The organism is Pseudomonas mosselii, from assembly GCF_005796105.1.
Classification (GTDB): Bacteria; Pseudomonadota; Gammaproteobacteria; order Pseudomonadales; family Pseudomonadaceae; genus Aquipseudomonas; species Aquipseudomonas mosselii_C.
On sequence record NZ_VAUO01000004.1, the window covers coordinates 1 to 20,405 of the forward strand.

General features: G+C 61.3%; 10 protein-coding genes. 4 read left to right on the top strand and 6 right to left on the bottom strand.

Going from position 1 to position 20,405, the window contains the following annotated elements; all coding sequences use genetic code 11:
- Window positions 1–213: 213 nt before the first annotated feature.
- From FEM01_RS10750 to FEM01_RS10765, 4 genes are all read left to right on the top strand, one after another.
- Window positions 214–2,661 carry an acyl-CoA dehydrogenase gene (locus FEM01_RS10750; protein ID WP_138219422.1) on the top strand — a complete coding sequence of 816 codons (2,448 nt, stop codon included), beginning with the start codon at window positions 214–216 and terminating at the stop codon, window positions 2,659–2,661.
- A 91-nt stretch (window positions 2,662–2,752) separates the two neighbouring features.
- Window positions 2,753–3,163, top strand: coding sequence for a PA2817 family protein (locus tag FEM01_RS10755; protein WP_138219423.1), 411 nt, complete (start codon window positions 2,753–2,755; stop codon window positions 3,161–3,163).
- Window positions 3,164–3,304: 141 nt separating this feature from the next.
- Entirely contained in the window at window positions 3,305–3,847 is a 543-nt protein-coding gene (locus FEM01_RS10760; protein WP_138219424.1) for a fimbrial protein, read from the top strand.
- A 62-nt stretch (window positions 3,848–3,909) separates the two neighbouring features.
- Window positions 3,910–4,632, top strand: a complete 723-nt coding sequence (locus FEM01_RS10765) for a fimbrial biogenesis chaperone (RefSeq protein WP_138219425.1) — start codon at window positions 3,910–3,912, stop codon at window positions 4,630–4,632.
- Between the two features lies 1 nt (window position 4,633).
- Here FEM01_RS10765 and FEM01_RS10770 read toward each other — a convergent pair whose 3' ends face one another.
- The 6 genes from FEM01_RS10770 to FEM01_RS10790 all read right to left on the bottom strand — a co-directional run bounded on the left by FEM01_RS10770 (window position 4,634) and on the right by FEM01_RS10790 (window position 20,388).
- Window positions 4,634–6,121: a hypothetical protein gene (locus FEM01_RS10770; RefSeq protein ID WP_138219426.1), complete on the bottom strand. Its 1,488-nt coding sequence runs from the start codon at window positions 6,119–6,121 to the stop codon at window positions 4,634–4,636.
- 55 nt (window positions 6,122–6,176) lie between these two features.
- The gene (locus FEM01_RS10775) at window positions 6,177–8,378 is read right to left on the bottom strand and encodes an autotransporter outer membrane beta-barrel domain-containing protein (protein ID WP_138219427.1); all 2,202 of its coding nucleotides are present in this window, start codon (window positions 8,376–8,378) and stop codon (window positions 6,177–6,179) included.
- Window positions 8,379–8,532: 154 nt separating this feature from the next.
- Window positions 8,533–10,548 carry a hypothetical protein gene (locus tag FEM01_RS10780; protein WP_138219428.1) on the bottom strand — a complete coding sequence of 672 codons (2,016 nt, stop codon included), beginning with the start codon at window positions 10,546–10,548 and terminating at the stop codon, window positions 8,533–8,535.
- Between the two features lie 531 nt (window positions 10,549–11,079).
- Window positions 11,080–15,045, bottom strand: coding sequence for an RHS repeat domain-containing protein (locus FEM01_RS10785; protein ID WP_171030938.1), 3,966 nt, complete (start codon window positions 15,043–15,045; stop codon window positions 11,080–11,082).
- A gap of 64 nt (window positions 15,046–15,109) precedes the next feature.
- Window positions 15,110–17,971: a hypothetical protein gene (locus FEM01_RS24160; RefSeq protein ID WP_171030939.1), complete on the bottom strand. Its 2,862-nt coding sequence runs from the start codon at window positions 17,969–17,971 to the stop codon at window positions 15,110–15,112.
- On the bottom strand, window positions 17,968–20,388 hold the full coding sequence (locus FEM01_RS10790; RefSeq protein WP_138219430.1) for an Ig-like domain-containing protein: 2,421 nt from the start codon (window positions 20,386–20,388) through the stop codon (window positions 17,968–17,970). The genes FEM01_RS24160 and FEM01_RS10790 overlap by 4 nt, the downstream gene beginning before the upstream one ends.
- Window positions 20,389–20,405: the final 17 nt, after the last annotated feature.

A 20,405-nucleotide genomic window follows, 5' to 3' on the forward strand; every position in this document is an offset into this window, starting at 1 on the left:
TGCGAAATCAGTTCTCTGCGCGACAGCGCAGCCCAAAGGTCTGGGTAATCTCCTACAGAGATCACGCCAGTTTTCAAATACTGAGCAAGACAGTTGCCTGCATCGAACTTGCACCCGCCTCCCCCGGTCACTGTTCAATCAGGCCGCCCCCCGCATTGCGTCTAAGCTCTGTGGGGTCGGCTGAACGCCCCCAGGGTTCATGGAGGAAAACGTATGTTGCTGTTGTGGTTGCTCGTCCTGCTGTTCGGTGCCGTGTATCTCACCCACCGGCGCCTGCCACCGTTGCAGATCCTCGCCGCAATGGCCGGGTTCACCTTGCTGATGGGTATCTTCAGCAAGGCGCCGGGCTGGCTACTGACGCTGATCTGGGTGGTCATCGCCCTCAAGGTGGCTTTCGTCACCCTGCACGAACAACGCCGCCAACTGTTCACGGCCCCGGTGTTCAAATGGTTCCAACGCACCCTGCCACCCATGTCGCAGACCGAACGCGAGGCCATCGACGCAGGCACCGTATGGTGGGACGGCCACCTGTTCAGCGGCCGCCCAGACTGGAACACCCTGCTCGACTACCCCGCGCCCAAGCTCACTGACGAAGAACAAGCCTTCATCGACGGGCCTACCGAAGACCTGTGCGCCATGGTCAGCGACTGGCAGGTCGGCCAGGACCTGGACTTACCGCCCGAAGCCTGGGCACATATCAAGGCGCACGGCTTCTTTGCCCTGATCATCCCCAAGGAATACGGCGGCAAGGGCTTTAGCGCCTACGCCCATTCACAAGTCGCGATGAAACTGGCCACCCGCAGCGGCGACCTGGCCTCGACCGTCATGGTGCCCAACTCATTGGGCCCGGCCGAATTGCTGCTGCACTACGGCACCGATGAACAGCGCAACCACTACCTGCCGCGCCTGGCCCGCGGCGACGACATTCCCTGCTTTGCCCTCACCGGCCCGCTGGCTGGCTCCGACGCCGGTGCCATGCCCGACACTGGCATCATCTGCAAAGGCCAATGGCAGGGCGAAGAGGTCATCGGTCTGCGCCTGAACTGGGAAAAGCGTTACATCACCCTCGGCCCGGTCGCAACCCTGCTGGGGCTGGCCTTCAAGGCCTATGACCCCGACCACTTGCTGGGCGATGAAGAAGAGCTGGGCATCAGCCTGGCGCTGATCCCCACCGACACCCCTGGCGTAGAAATCGGCAAACGCCATCTACCGCTGGGGGCAGCGTTCATGAACGGCCCCAACAGCGGCAAGGACGTGTTCATCCCGCTGGACTTCCTGATCGGCGGCCAGGCCATGCTCGGCAAGGGCTGGATGATGCTGATGAACTGCCTGTCGGTGGGCCGTTCGATCTCGCTGCCGGCAGTCGGCACCGGCGCTGCCAAGTACACAAGCCTGGTCACCGGCCAGTACGCACGCGTGCGCGAGCAATTCAACGTGCCCTTGAGTGCCTTCGAAGGCATCCAGGAATCGCTCGCACGGATCGGCGGTAACGCCTGGCTGATGGACAGTGCCCGTTTGCTCACCGCCAAGGCCGTGGACCTGGGCGAGAAGCCGTCGGTGCTGTCGGCGATCCTCAAGTATCACCTCACCGAGCGCGGCCGCGAGTGCATCCAGCACGCCATGGACGTGCACGGCGGCAAGGGCATCATCATGGGCCCGAACAACTACCTGGGGCGCAACTGGCAAGGCGCGCCGATCTTCATCACCGTCGAGGGCGCGAACATTCTTTCGCGCAACCTGATGATCTTTGGCCAGGGCGCGATTCGTTGCCACCCGTTCGTGCTACGCGAAATGGCCTTGGCCGGGCGCCAGGACCAGGATCACGCACTGAGGGAATTCGACGACCTGCTGATGCAGCACATCCTGTTCGCTGCGGGTAACGCCGCCAGCACCCTGGTGCTGGGGCTGGGCCTGGGGCGTTTCGAAAAAGTGCCGGGCGACGCGCTGAGCCAGGGCTACTTCCGCGCGCTCAACCGCCAGGCTGCGGCATTCGCCCTGCTGGCGGACCTGTCGATGATGCTGCTCGGCGGTGCGCTCAAGCGGCGCGAGCGCCTCAGCGCTCGGCTGGGGGATGTGCTGAGCTACCTCTACCTGGCATCCGCCGCGCTCAAGCGCTACCACGACCAGGGCTCGCCCAAGCACCTGCAAGCGCTGCTGCGCTGGGCGATGGAAGAAAGCCTGGGCAAGGCTGAGCAGGCGCTGGACGCACTGTTGGACAACTTCCCCAACCGTTTCGTCGGCTGCGCCTTGCGTGTGCTGGTGTTCCCACTTGGCCGCCGACATGCCGGGCCGAGCGATGCCCTGGACGCTGAAGTGGCCGAACTGATCGGCCGCAACCGGGGTGATGCGGCGCTCGAAGCGCTGCTGGCCGGCTGCTTCCGTCCACAGGCCGAGGGTGACCCAGTAGCGGCGCTGCAACGGGCCTGCGACCTGTTGGAGGATGTGGCGCCGCTGCAAGCCAGCCTGCACCAGGCCCTCAAGGCCGGCACGCTACAGCCCAAACCGGGCCAGTCGGTGATTGAGGCGGCAGTGCAGGCCGGCGTGTTGCAGGCCGCCGAAGGGCAACGCCTGCACGCCGCCGAGCAGGCCAGGCGGGTGGTGATCGACGTGGATGCGTTCGACAAGGCGCAGTTGCTGCCGGTATCCGGCAAGGTGCGTTGAGATCCATCACGGGGCAGGCCAAGCCGTGACAGGCTTGCCCCGTGATTGGCGTATACTGCGCGCCTGTTTCCGAACCACCGAGGATCACCCCATGGCCACCCCCCACCTGGACTACCACCTGCAACTGCTACACCACCTGCGCACCATACTGGCCGCGCTGGGCGAAGCCGAGCAGGTGCCCGAGGAGAGCCACGCCCTGTTCCTCGAACGCTACGACGAACTGCTGACCCTGCTGCCGCAAGACCCCCTCCAAAGCCAGTACCTGGGCCAGGACCTGCTGTGCCAGGTCATCCAGCGCTATCCGCAAATCGCCCACCTGGTCCCCCGCGACTTGTTGTGGTTCTTCGGCGGTGACTGCCTGCACTTCATGCCCGACGAAGAGCTAGACCTGTACCAGCGCCTCGAAGAACGCCGCTACGAAGCCGAGCAGAACGACGAACCCTTCGACTGGCACCAGGAAAAACAACTGCTGTCGATGCCGGACGACGGCGCCAACCACTAACCCAATCGTTTCGACTTTCCGCACCTCGCAAGTCGACTTGCCCTACAGCAGCGGCTTGCCCACTTCCGTAGTCTCGCACCTCGCCTCGAAGCAGGCTTTTCCTGCTGTCAGAGGCCTCTGATAGACATACGGACCTTCACAATGAAAAAAACCCTGATCGCCCTGGGCCTGAGCCTGGGCGCCACCGCCGGTATCGCCCACGCCAACACCGGCTCCATCAACTTCCACGGCCAGGTCACCGCCGGTACCTGCTCCATCGAGATCATCGACCCATCCACCGGCCTGCCACTGAGCCGCGTGTTCATGGGTAACGTCCCCGCCAGCAAGTTCGAAGCCATCGGTACCGAGTTCGGCAGCCGTGCCTTCTCGATGCGCGTCACCCCCGGCACCAATTGCGACACCACGGGTAAAAAAGGCGTGGTGACCTTCACCGGTGCCTATGGCGCGGCAGGTGCAGGCGGCGACCTGCACGCCCTGGAGCCAGGCAGCACCGACGGCCTGGCACTGGCGATCAAGGACATTACCGGCGCCCTGATTGCCAACGGCAGCGACTCCAAGGATTACGATCTGGACGAAACCGACCCGACCGACATGCAGTTCTCGGCCCACTACCGCTCCACCGCCGCAAGCGTAGCCCCAGGCCCGGCAAACACCGACCTCGCCTACGTGTTCACCCTGAAGTGATCCCTACGCCCGGCTTCTTGAGGCCGGGCGTCCTTCTGTTGCAATTCACCCCACGGCCCGCCATGAACCTTCATCCCCAACGCCTTCGCCGCGCCCTGCTGAGCCTGGGCCTGGCCGCGTGCCTGCCCTGTGCACAAGCCGCACTGACCATCAACGCCACACGCGTGGTACACACCAGCGACGCGCGTAGTTCGTCGGTGGTGGTCGCCAACCCGAGCAATCGCCCGTTCGCCGTGCAGACCTGGGTCAACACCGAGCAGGACGACACCCTCGCCGCCGTGCCGCTGATGCCCGCGCCTGCCCTGTTCCGCCTGGATCCAGGCAAGGAGCAGATGGTGCAGATCAACGGCCTGCCCAACGACCTGCCGCAGGATCGTGAGTCGCTGTTCTTCTTCAACGTGCAGGAAATTCCGCAGCAAGTCAGCGGTGGCGAGAACGTGTTGAACATTGCCGTGCGTACGCGCATCAAGCTGTTCCACCGCCCGGCACAGCTCAAGGGCAAACCTGAAGATCAACTCGAGCGCCTGGCCTGGTCGCTGCAAACCCTCAACGGCAAGCCGCATCTGGTGGTCGACAACCCCTCGCCGTACCACTACACCTTCAATCACCTACGGGTCGGCACTGGCAGCCAGGCGCATGACTTGCGAGCCGCTGCCATGGTCGCGCCCTTCGAGCGCCAGGCCTACCCGCTGCCCGCCGAGCGAGCGCGCCCGTCGCAGGTACGCTTTGCGATCATCAACGACTACGGCGCGGTGTCCGCGGAAAAGACCGGGGACATTCGCTGAGTCAGGCAACCAGCGTCAGTTGCAACTCGAAATCCCGGCTGCTTGGCCAGGTCACCCCGGTGTCCAGGCTGACACTCACCTGAACCAGCAGCCGCGTGTTCAAGGCCAGCCCCTGGAGGAATGTCTTGGGTACGGTCAAGGTTGCGCCACCGCCGAGCAACCCGGCATCGATCTCCGCCTGGGTGACAGCATGCGAGTCGACAACCGTGTGGGCGGCAGCCCCCCCACGCACAATGATTTTCACCCGCTGATCGGTACTGGCCAGCGGCCAGAGTTCCTGGGTGATGGTCGCAGCATTCCCCACCTTGGCCAGGCTCAAGCTCCCCACGCTGGCTTCCAGCACTTGCGGCGATGGGGCAAAGGGCTTGTAGACGAGCACCCTGACCAGGCGCCGGCTCGACTCGTCGCCGGTGGCCGTGTAGTACAACGGGATGGTCTTGCCGCTGTGCGCGGCCAGACGCTCGTAGGGAATGGCGAACGCCCGGGTGCCAGGGCTGCCAGTGACGCTCACGGCCCCGGTCGTGCCGGGCTCGCCCCACTGCATCACCACCGGTTCCTGGCGACCTACGCCGGCATCTTCCGGAATACGCGCCTCCAGCTCGCCTCGCAGTGCATTCAGGTCAAGCACCACCGTCTCGCCGGTCCCTGTGGCCATGGGTAACTCTGGCCGGGACAAGATGCGCGGTGCAGGGGTTGCCTTGACCGCGAGGGTAATCACAGCCGAAGCCCGGCTCTGGTTACCGGCGCGATCGCTGATGCGGTAGTGCACATGGCGCTGCCCATCCCCACGTTCGCGGATCAGGTCACCGGCCAATACCAGTTGCAGGGGCTTGTTCAGATCGTCGACCTCCAACACCCGTTCCTCGACCAGCTCATCAGCCCCTAGCTGGCGGTCCCAATAGTAGGAAATCCGATCTCCGACCATCGGCGAGGTGTAAGCGGGCAACTCGGCCAACAACTGGTCGCCGTTGTTCAGCAAGTACTCCTCCGTCACACCGGCGGTGATGACTTGCGAGTCGAACTTCAGACGGTCGTCGAGGGTTGCCAGAGCAGGCGCGGTCAAGTCGATAGTCAAGGTCAAGGGCGCTGAGTCGGACTGGGCGCCGTTGTAGATCACCACTTGGTAGTGCAGCACCGGTCGGCCCTCGCGCAGGTAATGGGCAGGCACCTCGAACAGCAAGTCCTGGGGAGAAATCGGTGTCGTCCAATGCCGCTGCTCCACCTGCTGGTTGTTCCAAAACAGCGTCACGGTTTCTTCGCCGAACTCCGGATTGGAATCCGTCCACTGCGGCACCTCAACTACCAGCGGGTTGAGCAAAGCGCTGACCGGCAACAGGTTAGGCTGCCCGCCCGGTACGTCGCCGAGCAACAGCGGCACCCTGGGCAATGCCGCAGGCTCGGCGACTGTCGATTGCGCACCGACAGCAGCGGAGCCTGACATCACTCGCTGATACCAACGCCCGATCTCGCACGCGATTCGCTTGAACATACGCTTTCACTCCGCAGACAAAAAAAAGGGAAGGCCTTGGCCTTCCCCGTCTCTCTTACCAGCTGTAGTGCAGACCGACGCTGGCCCCCCAAGGCTGCTCGATCCGCTCGCCGTTGCTGTAATCGAAATCGGCATGCACCTGCCAGCGCTCGGCCAATGCCAGCGCTACCCCGACGCCCAGCTCCCCACGGGACCCGGAGATGTCATCGCTGAAACGGTGATCGTTGACCTTGGCCGAATTGTTGGCAGCGAACTCATGGGCAAACGCCGCACGCACATAAGGCTGCACGGTCTGGCCATTACCCAGCTCGAAGTTGCGCCCGAAGGTGGCACCCGCCTTGCCCAGCAACGAGCGGGTGTTATCGCCGTCGACCCGCAGGCCGTTGTCCAGGCGGTAGCTGGCGCCTTGAATGTCGACTGCCGACCATTGGGTGTACGGCTCAATGAAGTAGCCATCGCCCAGTGGGATGTTGCGGCCAAACTCCAGCGAAGCACCAAGCCCGTGGTTGCGGTAGTCGCCGCCAGTGCGCGTGCCGTCACCCAGTTCAACCTTGCTGCTGTTATCGAAGCGGTTGACCTTGGCCACCCCATCGAAGTAGTAGCCACTGTCGGCGTCCAGCCAGGTGGCGTACAGGCCCAGGTAGTAGCTCTTGACCTCACCGCTGGCGCCACGGGCGACGTTCAGGTCAGAATTGCTGTGCCCGGCCATCACACCCACCAGCCATTGCCCGTCGCCATACGGCAGTGGCGCATCGACACCCAGCGAAAAGCCCTGTTGCACTTGGGAGTAGGCCGCGCCAGAGGCAGGCGAGGCATTGAACTTGTTGCCATAAGAGCGCACCCAGGCCCCAGACTTGCGCTCGTCCAGGCGCAGCTCGCCCATCCGGCTACGCAAGGTACTCAACTCGCCATACCATACGGTGGGGGCAGAGTTGAACAGCGCCAGCGCCGAGGCGGTGCCAGGGCTGATGATCTGCCGCGAACCATCGAGGAACCAGTCGTCGCCACGCTGCACCAGTTCGTAGGAGAACGCACCGATGGCCACTGGGCCGTTGACCAGCGAGAAGCTCGCATCGCCAGCGGCTGCGTGGATCAAGTGCAGCGGATTCTGCTCGGATGGCTCGTTGCCACTACTGGCGACCACCAAGCCATGATTGCCAGTGGCAGTGCCAATCTCGAGAAAATCGGTTTGGCCAGTGGAGAAATCGGCATCCATAACGAAGGTACCGTTACCGCTCAACGTATCCAGTTCAAGCCTCAAATATTCAGTTGGAGCACCGAAACGCACCACACCGTCGTTCATGGCCAGCGCGCCGACCTGGCTATCTTCGGTCATGGTCCAGCTGCCTTGGCTGTTGAGCGTAAGGCTCGCGACGTTCACCAGACGACCGGTGAGGCTGGCCTGGTTCTCCAGGGTCAGATTGGCGGTGGAGCCGGCATCGGCCACCACATCGCCGGTCAGCGTGCTGTCATTGACACGCAGGTTGGCGGTGGAATTGGCCGTCACCTTCATCAACACGCCATCGCCACCCACCAGGCTTGAGCCCGCGCCGACCAGGATGTTCGCGGTGGTGGGCACAGCGGCAGTCAGACCTACCAGCAGCGCCGGCCCGGTCAGTCCCTCGACCTGAGTGCCTAGCAAGGTCACCTCGGCCGCCCCGCCCGTGTTGTCACCATACATACGCAACCCGGCCGAAGCGCCGGTAATGATGCTGCCCTCGGCGAACAGGGTACCGCTGCCAGCGAGGCTCACGGCGGGGGACGTACCGGTGCCGACCAAGGTGCTGTTGGTGGCCGTGAGGCTAGAGTTGGAACTGATCAACGCCGCGCCATTTCGGCCTTCCACATAGCTGTCGGTGACCTGCGCTGACGAGCCGATACCGCCGCTGGTGATCAGGCGAATGCCGTAATTGTCGGCGACGATGCGCGCATTATTGCTCACCGCAGCGCTGCTGCCTGCGGCCAGTTCGATACCGTCCTCGCTATTGAACGCATCGATGGTGCCGCCATTGATGGTCACCGTGGCGTTGCGCTCGGTGCGTATATGATTCATGGTGGCGCCGTTGGCGGTTAGGTGTATGCCCTCCAGCACCAGGTAATCATCAACAGGCGTCGCAGCAGTGATGGTCCTATCGGAGATGACTGGGGTAGTGGCCCGCGCCAGCGGATGCACGGCAAGGGCCAAAGGGGCCAGCAAAACCCAGGCTTGCGCTCGGGCCGGCCAAGACTTGGGGCGACGGTCGCAGATCAACATCATGCAGCACCTCTCATTTAGCAATCGGCGAACGCGTCGCCACAACGGTCAAATTGAAAGGCGGCAAAGCTATACAGACGTGCCGACTTTTTATGTCGGAAAAGTCTGAAGCTTAGTTCCCCATCCGATGGACAGTCGGGGGGTTGTCAGCAAGTCGTCAGTAAAAAACCTCGCATGGCCCATTGGGGTCATGCATGGCGATTCGCTGTTCGGCCATGTTGGACACCACGACTTTATGTATCCCGCGCTTCAACAGCGCTGGGTCTTCGAACTCGTAAGTGCAACGTGCGCGGCCAGTATGGTTGAGCGCATCGTACTCATAGATAGGCAAAATGTAGTCGACGTAGGGTTCTACTCGCCAAGTGAAGCCACTGACTGGGTAATCAGTCCCCAACGTGACCGTTTCTTCGAAAGCGGCGTCATCGACTTCCTCGCTTCCCACCAGCCCATGCAGCACCCACCACTTCATGGTGACGCTGGCGCCCGCTACCAAACCATACTTGGACAGATCACCCACGGTAATCCGCACGGCCGGCTCTGCCGACGGATTGGCAGGGTCGACCAGCGACTCGCAACTCAACCAGCCCTTGGGGTTGACCCCTTCGAATACCGGCTCGTCCGGGTGCAACACCACGGCCGTCACATCGACGATACGCGGCTTTGACCTGGGGCTGTTCGGCACCAAGGTGCGAGTAAGCCGGTAATCCACGGCTTTTTGTCCGTTATCGCCGCGCTGGATGTACTCCCAAGCAATGGTGCGCTCCAGCGTGTCACCAGCCTTGTCGGCGGCGATTACCGTGTAATCGGCGCTGACGACATGCTCGCCGTCCCAGAAGAACTCGATAAGGTCGCCCACGGCCAGGTTCTCGTAGAGCTTGACTTCAAGTTTTGCCGGTTTGCCATCATGCTCGGGCAAGAGCACGTTGGCAGTAGTCGAGCCTTCGCCGTAGACATCGCAGAGCGGTAACAGATCATTGATGATCTCGGGCCAGTCGGGGTCGGGATCGGAGCCAGGGTCAACCGGGCCGAACGTCTCGAAATTGACTTGGACCTCTGTACTTTTGGTACCGACGCTTCGACCACCACGCCACACCTCATAGCTCACGGTCATGTCCTTGGTGCCTGTGGCAGGTAGGCCATAGGCATCGCGCAACACCTGAGGCAGTACGCTGACCACCAGCGGGAACGTCTGACCAGCACCGATCGCTCGTCTATCCAGCAGGGTGCCCGCCCACGTAACGCTGACCTCATCGCTGGCTTTCCAATTGTCGAACACCGGGATGTGCACTTGCACGCCCAGCACCGCATCTTCGCGGTCGATCAGACCATCGGCGGCCAGTGGAACCACAGGCTCTTTCAGGTTTGCCGGCATAGCCCCCAGCGCCACCGACACCAATTGCGGCAGGGAAAGCTGGCCAACGTTGCCAGCTTTGTCCACCAACACATAAAACGCGAAAAATTCTCCGTCACCTGCGGCTTCGATGGCCGCTCTAGGAACGGCAAGCGCCTGAGACGGCCCGGTAACGTCGGCACTGCCGACCGGCGTCACCTGGTTGAAGTCGTCGGGCATTTCCTTGAGCCAGTAATAATGGACCTTGTCTCCCGGTGCGCGATCAGGATAGTCCGGAAGCGTCAGGCTCACAGCGGCTACGTTGGCATCGGTAACCGGGGCTATCGCGGGCACTGCGGGGGGAACGTTACCTTGGTTGGGCGCGACACGGTCGAAGCGCAACGAAAGACGACCGGAGGTCACCTCGCCCCCCATGTACCCCTCCACTTTACATTCAAAGTAATGATTGCCATCGCCATAGACTTCAGCCGTTTTATCCAGCTCCTTTTCAACGACCGGATCGCCCGGCTGCTGAAGATTTTCCTGACTGTATTCGCCTGTGAATAAGACTTCCGGCGTGGTACTTGATCCAGAGAAATGGTAGACCGTCAATGTATCGGTAACGCCTGGCGGCGCCAAATCGTTCCACTGCGGCACAACCAGCACCAACTTCTTGGCTGGATCTTTCAATACGCTCGCCAGCACGGTGTTGTCTGTGTCCACCAATACATCATCAGCATCTTTTATACCCGGTGCTGCGAAATCTGCCATTGCACCCTGCGATTTACGCGCCGCCCGGCGAACTTCTTCAGCCTTGGACAATATTTTTTTGAACCTGCCCATCTTTCGCCTCCACACTTACCGTGTTCACAGTTAATTTGATGAGTCGGCCCATGAACGACTGCCTGCCGGACCCGACAAGAACGTACAAAATTAGGAGCACACAATGAGTTACCTACAAAGATTGAGCACGCGTTGTAAATGACGCGCAACTGGCATTTTTATCAGTTTGACAGTTGAAATTTCATCGACTAAACAAGATCGTCCACCTGCTGATTAGCGCGTGCGTTGGCGCTCGGAGCACAACCTAAACTTGCTTGGCGAGCAAAAACCGGCTGGCGTTGCCAGCCTTGTCCAGCAACCGATACATCACCAGGAACTCGCCAGCACCCACTGCTCGAATCGCGCCTGCGCAATACGGGCTCGGGATTCTCGATAGCGGGCACCACACTCACCGTCGACGCTGACGCGTTGGAGGCTTTGGCACCCCAGCAGCCCGTTTGAAACAACACTGTATCTGTCGTGTTCATAGCACCTCCCGCCACAGCCACCCGACCGGTCATACCGTCGAATGGCGTGGCAGGCACAGCGCTATCAGGCAGGCTGCTGGTCTTTGCCAGCAGGATCGGCCATGGCGCTACCGCCCTGGCTGGCCAGCCGATCCAGCGGATCGTAGCCATAGTCGGCCTGCGTACCATCGGCCAGCTCGACCTGCTGCAACTGCCCCAGCTCGTTGTAGCTCAGCGTGCGCTGGTCCTGGTCGAGCGTGAGGTTGCCATCTGCGTCATACGCAAGGTCGATGGCGTTCGGGTAATCCGCGTGGGAATTGGTGATTCCGGTCAGTTGCGCCGGGTCCAGCGGGTTGTCGAACTGGTACTCGGCTGTGTTCTTCTCTTCACGGCCCGCCGCATTGGGGAACCAGGTATCGACGCGGGTGATGTTGTCCAGCTCATCGAAGTCGAACGCCTGGGCATTGATGGTCTTGCCATACGGATCGACCGGCGCCAGCGATCCTTCACACTCGTAGCTTTCAAGCCGTCCGCGCTTGTCGTAGTAATAGGTCTCCAGGCGCAAGGTTTCGCCGTCCTCCGTGGCCAGGTGACGCTCGATCAGCGCATCGGCGGCGTCGTAGACCTGGGTGAGCACTTGCACCTCGTCCTGCAACTCGAAACGCCGCTCGATCTCGCGATCGAAATCGTCATAGCTGAGGAAAGTACCCAGGCGCTGGGTGCCATCGCGGGTGATGTAGCTCTGCATGCGCCCAAGCGGGTCATAGGCGAACACCGTGCTCAGCGTACCCAGTGCCGTCGTGCTAAGGCGCCCCTGGCCGTCGTAGCTGTAGGTCTGGGTGTTGCCCAGCACATCGACGTAGGCCAGCTCGCGGCTGCGCAGGCTGCTGCGGTAGTGCATGGTGTAGGTGGCCAGGGTACCTGGCTCCTCCTGCACCGCGCGCACTTCGGACTTCAACTCGCCGGTGCTGAAATAGCTGCGCTCGAGCACCTTCACGCCGTTGTCCAAACAATGATTCAGGCGTGCGTTCTGCTTGTCATAGTCGTAGTCGAGCGTACCGCTGGAAACCCGGCGCTGCAGCGGTTCCTCACCCAGTTGCGGTTGGTAGACGTAGTCGATGCGCGCTTGGCGCGGCGTGATCACCCAGCTCGGCTGACGCTGGCCTGGCAGGTAGTGCAAGGTTCTGGTGCGCCCACCAGTGATGGACTTGATCATGCGGCCCAGGCCATCGAATTGCTGCTCGCCAAGCAGCTTGCCTTCTACCTCGATGCGCGTCGGCAAGTCTTCGCTACTGTGCTTGGCATAATCACGGTGCACGACGCTGCCATCGGCGAGGGTATGGTCGACCAGGCGATCAAAGGCGTCATAGGCGAACTTGACGATGGACTGGCGGGCATCGATCTCACGCACGGTACGCCCCAGGCCATCGTAGAAGTACTGGTGCCGGCTGACCCGTTTGCCCTGGGTATCGACCCGCAGCATCTCGCTCGGCTGGTCGAAGGCGTTGAGCCATTGCAGGGTCTTGCCGCCCTTGGTGCTGCCGTCGGCGCTCTGCGACCAACTGCTGCGCAGCGGCTGATTCCCGTCAGCCTGAGCCTTGCCGGGCGCTGCGCTGCGGGCATGCCGGGGGCGCCGGGCCGGGGCCTGCTCGCCTGGCAGCGAGCCGATCAGGTCAGTTTGCTGGACATGCATCACACCGTCGGCGCCCACCTCGGCGCAGTTCTGGTTCCAGCCGTCGTAGCGCAACGTCCTGGACAGTTTCAGGGTGACCGGCACCAGCGGGCCGTCAGGGTCACTGGGGTTGGGCTGGTCAAGCCAGTCATGCTCGACTTCCTCTACCAGGTTGCCGAACACGTCGTAGCGCGCGGTGTAGTTGACCCGGAACTTCTCTGCACGCGCTGCATCCTGAGCATCGGCATCATGGCGCTCGGTCCTGATCGGGCGGTTCAGGCCATCCAGCACGGCCAGCGTGGCCACCCCCTTGACGTTGGTTTCGACCTGCCGGGCTTGCTGGCCCGAGGTAGCCACCAGCTCGTAACTGTAGTGCCGCGAAGCGCGCAGCGCATCATCGTTGGGCGCAACGGTTTCGCGCACGACCCGGCGCAGTTCGTCGTACTCGTAGGCGATCTCCACGTCGTTGTCATCGCGATTGAGCAGCGGCTCGCCAATCAGCATGCTCTGGCGCAGAGTGACCTGCTTGATCGAATGGCGCCGTTGCTCCTCTTCCCCCTCAACGGGTTCGTCGTGGTCGAAGCCGGTCAGGGTTTGCACGGTTTCCAGCACGCTGGCGTTGTCCAGCGCCTGGTACTGGAACTCGGTCAACGTCGCGGTATCCGGATCATCGTGCAGCGTCACTACCTGGCTCTGCACAAGGCCATGACGCAGCGCGTCCTGGGGCGCCTGACAGTAGGTGTACAGGGTATCGCGCAGGGTACCGACGGCCACCTGCGCCAGGGTTTCCTGGCTCACTTGCAACCAGTATTCGCCGACCGCCCGGCGCAGGCTGCGCTCGCGCGAAGCCAAGGTGGAGTCGAAACGCGCATATCGATAGAACGTTTGCAGCACCGGGGCTGGCGACGCACTGTCGAACCGATCCGAGGGATGAACCGTCTGGCACTTGAGGCTGCGCACGAAGCCCTGCGGGTCTGGCGGGCAATCGCTGCCGCTACCTGCTACCGGGTAATACTCATTGACCGTGCGCACACCGCTGGGTAAGGCTTCGAGGGTCGGGTTGCCGAAGTCGTCGAACTCGGTCTCGGTGACCTCGGTACGTATCCGTGAGGGATCGTCACGCAGGCGCCACTGCTCGACCACCTGCTTGGGCAACTGGAAGAATCGTGGTTGCAGGACGAAGCTCAGGCTGGCGTCACCGTGGTAGGTGGTGTCGGTCTGGTTGACGTACCATTGCTGCTGGGATTGCGCAGGTGCGTCATAGTCCAGGGTCTCGCCCAGCTGTTCGGTCACCTGACGGGTCATCAGGTGATGGCGATCATAGGTGCGCTCGATCTTGCGCACGACCTCGCCCTGCCAGTACAGGCTTTCGACGCAACTGAACACATACGCCGCGCCAGCCTTGTACAGGTTGTCCTCGCCGTCGGTCCAGGTGATCCCGCTGTTGCCGGCCATGAAGTTTTCCGGGCTGTAGGTATAGCCCGTCTGCATGACCGGTTGCCCGCCACCAGGGTCGAGCGTGTGGGTCTTGACCCGCGGCAGCCGCTGGCGAGGGGCACCGGTCGGCAGCAAGTGGCCGGCATCGTCATATTCGAGGGTTTCGACAGCACCGGTAGGGGTCGCCACGCTGGCCAGGCAGGTCATGTTCTGGGTGCTGGCGTTGTTGACGTAGGTGAAGCGCCAGCTCCCTTGATCTGGGGTTGGCAGTACCACCTTGTCCACCTGGCGACCGCCCAAGTAAACGGCATAGGTGGCAAGCGCCAGGCCGCCTGCGCTCGCATCGGGGTGCAGATGCACGTTGTAGCGCGCATCGCTGGCGTACTCCACCTGTAGCAGCCGTACACCCGCCGCATCGACGATGCTGGCCAAGCATTGGTGGGCGCTGCCGGCTGGCCGCGTGTAGGCCAGCTCGATCCAGTGCCCGGAAGGTGCGTATACCCGGTATGGCAGGGCCACGGTCACCCCATTGCTGGTTTGCGAACGCAGGTGTTCCACCAACCCGGACTTGTGCACGATGCGGAAGTTGCTCGCATCGTCCTGATAGAAGTGGAAACTGAGAAGTTTCTGCTCATCGATCCTGGCTGGTGTCGTCGCGGTGCTGGTGACCACGAACTGCTCGCCGGTGTGCAGCGACAGGGCTCGGGTAGTGGGTAAGTACTGGCTGAGGTTGATGCTCCAGCCTTTGCCGTAGCCACTGTCTTCGGTGTTGAGCGGGTTGTAGGCCAGTTGCAACGGCAGCTCGGGGCCACGTAACTGGTTGGCCGGTAACCGTGGCAGCTGGATGGCCAAGGTGTACTGGCCCGTGCGCGGGTCGACAGCGTTATTCATGAAACTCATGAAATTGAAGGCGTTGGAGTGCACGACCGATTCTGTAGTCATCGTAGGGATCTCTGTATAGATGCAGGCCGCGATGCCTTGCCCAAGCAAGGCATCGCGGCTGAGGTCAGTGGCGTGCGGGTGGCTTGGACAGGAAGAAGCTATTACGCCCCTCCCGTCCAACACCGGCATAAGTGATTTGCAGGTCGTGCCGGTTACCCTGCTGGTCGAGCAGGCGGAACCTGAAGGCGCGCAGCAGGTGCTCGCGCTCGGCTTCCTCCTCGTCGGTGAGAATGTCCGGGTCGTCCGGTTGCTCGAAGCGCTGGCGGAAGTCATTTACCCGGTTCAGGCTCAGTAGCAGCTCACCTGTAGCCGGACGGCGGTTGGGATCGAGCGCCTCTAACGTCAACCCACGCTTGCCGGCCATGCGCACCAATGCACCGTCGTAGATCATCTGGTCCGATTCGCCACCGATCATGAAACCGCTGTAGCTGCACTGCACATCTTCGTATTCATCCGATGCCCAGCGCATGACCGACTTGTTGTCATTCGGCTCCACATCGATCGCCACGAACGGGATTCGCCGCCCTTCCGACATGACGTGTGTGAGCTTCCAGTAGTCGACGGTAAGCGTCATGTAGCCGAAGGTATCGTTTCCGACCACCTTGCCTTCCTGGCGTACCCGCTTGTCCTGCTCGTCCCACGGGTAATCCCTGGAGGCGTCGAAGGTCGGCAGCGTCATACCCTGCAACGCCACCTTGCCGTTCTGCTGACTGACCACCTCGGAATTGAACCAGCGTCCCCCCAGGCCAGACTGCTTGAACATGGCATAGACCTCGACCGGCACCGTCGAGGTGGTCTGCAACCAGTAGTTCGCAATCGTCTGTCCAGGGAGCGCGCGGGCGGGCGCGGGGTTGCCCTGGCCCGGGCGCATTTCCAGCAGGGGGTTGTGCGCGCGATTCATGACCCACGTGCCCGGCGTACCCGCCGCTGGCGGTTCGATACCGACCTCCACCACAGGGAGTTCGCTGCCATTGACGGTGTAGAACTTGAGCGACTGCAATTCGTCGTCGCTGATCGGGGCGTGGCTACCGTCGCCTGGGTCCCTGGTCTGGATATCTACCTGGACTTGAATCTGCTGCATGCCATTGGCGTAGCACTGCGGCGCAGTGATGGCCTTGACGTAGAAGTGGTCCAGATCATTCCAGTCGGTAACGGCCAGCGCTCGCATGCCGGTGCGCTGGCCGTGCTCGATGACGGCGTAGCCGGACACCCTGCCCAACAGCACCAGTCTGACGACACTGACCGACGATTGTGCAACCCCAGGCGGCGTATATAGCCCATCCGCCGAGATTTCACCGTCGCCAACGACTTCCCAGGCATAGTCGCTGCGTTGCAGGTGCTGCGGCGGTTCCTGGCCGATGTCGAGCAACGCCTGTCGCCAGTCTTCCGGCACGCGGAACTGGACCTGTCCAAAGGTTTGGTGGCGTGCCACGAAGGCCGGTTCAATGTCCAGCGATGCAGGCCGGTTAACGATGATCACACACGCCTCGGTGTCCTGCGCACGCCCCTTGTCGTTGTAATGGACACGCACGCGCTGGAGCTGGACTGGCGCAACCTGGCCGCTGGGCTTGTCTGGCGTGAACGTTGCCCGGTTACCGGCAGTGGTCAGCGTGCCAAGTTTTTCCCCTTCCAGACTCCAGGTGATACCGCTGCCGCCCGCTGCCACGAACTCGATCGGAGGGTTGTCAAGCGACCAAACGGCCGTTTGCGGTGCGATGACCAAGGGTTGGTCGTGCTCGACCACCAATGCCGATGCGGTGTGGGATTGTGGATCATTTTGCGCATGGGCGGTTACCAGCACCAGTTGCGTCGACTTGGCGAAATCCTGGCGCTCCCGCGTACTGTAGAGCCCCGTTGTCATCTGGCCCGTCGCTAACGGACGGAACAAGTTACGGGCGTCCCAAGCGACGGCACCACTGCCACCGGACATCTTGAACTGGCATTGCTCGGCAGCTACCAAGGTGGTAACCGCCGGGGCGATCTCACGGGTGAGCGGCCCCGCCTGCAACGTACCAAAACTCAACTGCTCGGCGCTTGCAAGCAGGCGGATCTTGCGCTTGCTGCCCTGGGACAATGATTCGAGCACCTGCTCTGGGGTACCCAGTGCCAGTTCCTGCAGATCCTTCTGCACCACCAGGGCGGCATCGACATCATCATCCTTGGACAACAGATAGGGATAGCGAGCACCTGGCAGGCCACCAGGCTCAAAATCCACGCCCAGCTGCATGAACAGCACCAGCGCACCGTCGCCCTCGCGGCCTTGCTCGCCCGCCCAAGGCGCCGGTTGCGTGATAGCCATCACGGACTTCGAGGTCATCGGCCGGTAGTCGCGCAGGTCGATGGTCGCCAAGCGCAATACGCGTCGTTCATCGGGTTGCTTCGCCAACCACTGCTGTAGGCGCTCGCCAATCTTGGCTCGTTCATAGGCGGTTTCACCCAGGTTGCAACTGAAATCCGTGGCCTGCCCTACGTCGAGCAGCACTTGAATTTGCCGTGACACCAGGTCGGTGTGTACGCTCAGTCGGCCGCGCGCCTCCAGCGTGAAGTCCATTGACTCGCGCACGCTCAGGCTGCGATGGAACCGTTGCGGCTCACCGGGCAAATGCAGCAGGTAACGATAGTCGGCGGCCAGCAGCGACATGCGCAGCGTGACCAGCCGATCGGTGGAGACAGATCGCTCGAAGGACACTTGTGTCGCGCCAAGCACCAGGCCCTCAATCTGGATCAACTGGGAATTACCCTCGTTGATGGAGAAGGTCTCAGTGAACGGCTCCAGGTACGTGAGGCTGCCCAGCCCTTCGAGGAATTTGTCCTGCAAGGTGAGGTTCAATGCCTTGCGACCGATGGCCAGTGCAGCCCCCCAACCCTTCAGCAGTTCTTCGTTACGCAGGCGCTGTGCCTGCATCTGTACCGAGTGATCGTTCATGGCCGAACCTGCTCGTTTGAAGTCTGCATGAGGGGAAGAGGCAGAATGGTGTAGTTCCACATCAAGTTGCGCGTGCCTCCCGCCCGGTCGATTGCCGCCACCACTACATAATGGTCAACGGAATCCGTGGGGAAGGTATACAAGCCGTTTGCGTCGAGGTTGCCATGCCCGCTGACCTTCACCCACGTGGTATCTTCAGGAAGCAATTCAAGTTCCTCGCCACCGTCCAGGGTGAGCCAGAAGCTGAACTGGATACCGTCGGCTACCGATTTGTGGGTGAAGTAGTAATCCTGCTTGGGCGGTTTGGTCAGGATCATCTCGCAGGTGCTGACCGTGCCATCGGCCTGCGACACCTTGACGCGGTCGACTCGCAACACTTTATTCAGGTCGCTATTCAGGTCGCTATCCAGGTCGCTGACGCCAGTCGGAAATACCGCTGGGCCGTGGTAGCGCCGCGCATCTTGCACATTAGGGTCATCCGCAATGACAAGCTTGCCGCCAGCATTGCCGGTGATCTCCCAGGTCAGTGCGCTTTTGTTGGTGGAGGCGGCCCAAACGAGGTAACCCTCATCGTTTTCGCCAGTCAGGTTGACCACGTTGACCAGCGGGAACACAGATACCGGTGCCGCGACCAGGTGCACCAGCGCCTTGCCAGTCCAGGAACCGTCGGTGGCGCTGGCCGTGACGATCACCCGCTTGCTGGAACCGAGAGCGGCGGAACTGGGGGCCGTATAAAGCCCTGTTGCACTGATCGAACCCACCGCTGCCGGGCTGACACCACGTTTACGGTCGCTGTCCAATGGATCCTCTACCTTCCAAGTTACCGCGAGGCCACTGGGTTGAACGGAGAACTGATGAGTTCCGCCAGCCGCTACTACCTTTTCAGCATCGGATAACTGGTAAGCGGTTAGCTTTGGCGCGATGTCTCCCAATATCGTCAAGTCACCTGGCACCGCAATCTCTTTCGGCACTACCACGGACGTGTCTCGAAACAACAGACCATTCAAGCGGAAGGCGTCAATGGTCTGGGTAAGCGATTTGAATCGCGATTGTAGAAACTTCAAATGTTCATAACAATGCTTCTCGAAATGCTCCGAAGTGTGTTTATCAAACTCAGCCTTGCACCTTGGATTGCCGCCGGATTTTTTTACGCTAACACCGGACTCAAGCTTTACCGCGACAGGCTGAATCTCGATGAGTGGCAAGCCGCTGGCTGCATCTTCGACCACAACCACCTTAAATTCTTGGACAAGATTCCAAGTGGCCGCGACGTTCCCGTCATATATGGCGTTACCGTTGTCGGGGTTGTCCATATTGAGTTTCGCGGATTGCGCATACATAACATCAGACTCACCTTGCCAGACCAGCTTTACGGTGTTATCCATGACCCTTACCGTCATTCCCGAAAACGGCATATACGTCGGCCAGCAAGAAAAAGACCACGGCTTGTCATCAATTCGGTATGTGTAATACCTGTCACTAATCACCAGCGTACCGCCCTCAAATACATATTTGAAAAATTGACCGTCTAGTTCTTTTTTGAATTCTCCGCCCAAACTAGTGAGCAATGACATGAGCTGAGGAATTAGCAAGCGGTCAACATATTGAGCATTCGAAATGATCAAATTGCTCGAATATCCCTGCGGCAGCATGTAAGGAATCGAGGTGTCGCTTGGGGGCAGCGCCCCCTCACGGTCATCCAGCCCGATCATCACAAGTACCTCGCCATCGCCAAAATCTTCGGCAGTGCGCAGGGTGGCTCCTCGCGCCGGGCGGGTCAGCACTCTGAACTTGCCAGGTTGCAGGGCATCCCCAGGGTTCTGACGAAGTTCGCTCAGCTGGAACTTTTTCTGAGAATCGCTCCATGTGGCGATTTCCGCCTTGAGATGCTCACCCAGTTTGACTCTCTCGAAGCGTGTATCCACACCGGACATCTCGAAGTCCGTCGCACCATTGCCCGCCAGGTCGAGCTCGACCTGCCCCGCCGAACCGACGCTACCCGGCGCGTTCCTGAGATTGATAGTCATCGTCAGTATCGGCCCGACCAGCCCATCGGCTAAACCCACGCGCTTGACCTCTTTGCGCGTGGTGCCTTGAGGTTGGGTGGTTTCGATGATTTTCCCGCCCACCGTGCGCATCAGGCAGCGGGCACGCGACTCGGTGATCACCGCGTTCTCGAACGACAGCCGCGGCTTGTCCAACTGCAGGCCTAACAACTGATGAGTAGTCCCGGCTACCGGATCGATCGAACTGTCGACCGGCGGGAACAACGAGGTCGCACCGAAGCGGGAGATGTAATCCTGCAACAGCAGGTAATTGGTTTTATTGCGATCGAATGCCAGTATGACATCCCAGCCTAATGTCTGCGGTTTTTTTGCCATTTCTTGCAAAAATTGGTTTTTCGTTTGCCGGGCCATAATAATTATCCTTTCAT

Excerpts from the sequence above, each read along its gene's own strand:
- FEM01_RS10750 (WP_138219422.1), top strand. The coding sequence starts at position 214 with ATGTTGCTGTTGTGGTTGCTCGTCCTGCTGTTCGGTGCCGTGTATCTC.
- FEM01_RS10755 (WP_138219423.1), top strand. The coding sequence starts at position 2,753 with ATGGCCACCCCCCACCTGGACTACCACCTGCAACTGCTACACCACCTG.
- FEM01_RS10760 (WP_138219424.1), top strand. The coding sequence starts at position 3,305 with ATGAAAAAAACCCTGATCGCCCTGGGCCTGAGCCTGGGCGCCACCGCC.
- FEM01_RS10765 (WP_138219425.1), top strand. The coding sequence starts at position 3,910 with ATGAACCTTCATCCCCAACGCCTTCGCCGCGCCCTGCTGAGCCTGGGC.
- FEM01_RS10770 (WP_138219426.1), bottom strand. The coding sequence starts at position 6,121 with ATGTTCAAGCGAATCGCGTGCGAGATCGGGCGTTGGTATCAGCGAGTG.
- FEM01_RS10775 (WP_138219427.1), bottom strand. The coding sequence starts at position 8,378 with ATGATGTTGATCTGCGACCGTCGCCCCAAGTCTTGGCCGGCCCGAGCG.
- FEM01_RS10780 (WP_138219428.1), bottom strand. The coding sequence starts at position 10,548 with ATGGGCAGGTTCAAAAAAATATTGTCCAAGGCTGAAGAAGTTCGCCGG.
- FEM01_RS10785 (WP_171030938.1), bottom strand. The coding sequence starts at position 15,045 with ATGACTACAGAATCGGTCGTGCACTCCAACGCCTTCAATTTCATGAGT.
- FEM01_RS24160 (WP_171030939.1), bottom strand. The coding sequence starts at position 17,971 with ATGAACGATCACTCGGTACAGATGCAGGCACAGCGCCTGCGTAACGAA.
- FEM01_RS10790 (WP_138219430.1), bottom strand. The coding sequence starts at position 20,388 with ATGGCCCGGCAAACGAAAAACCAATTTTTGCAAGAAATGGCAAAAAAA.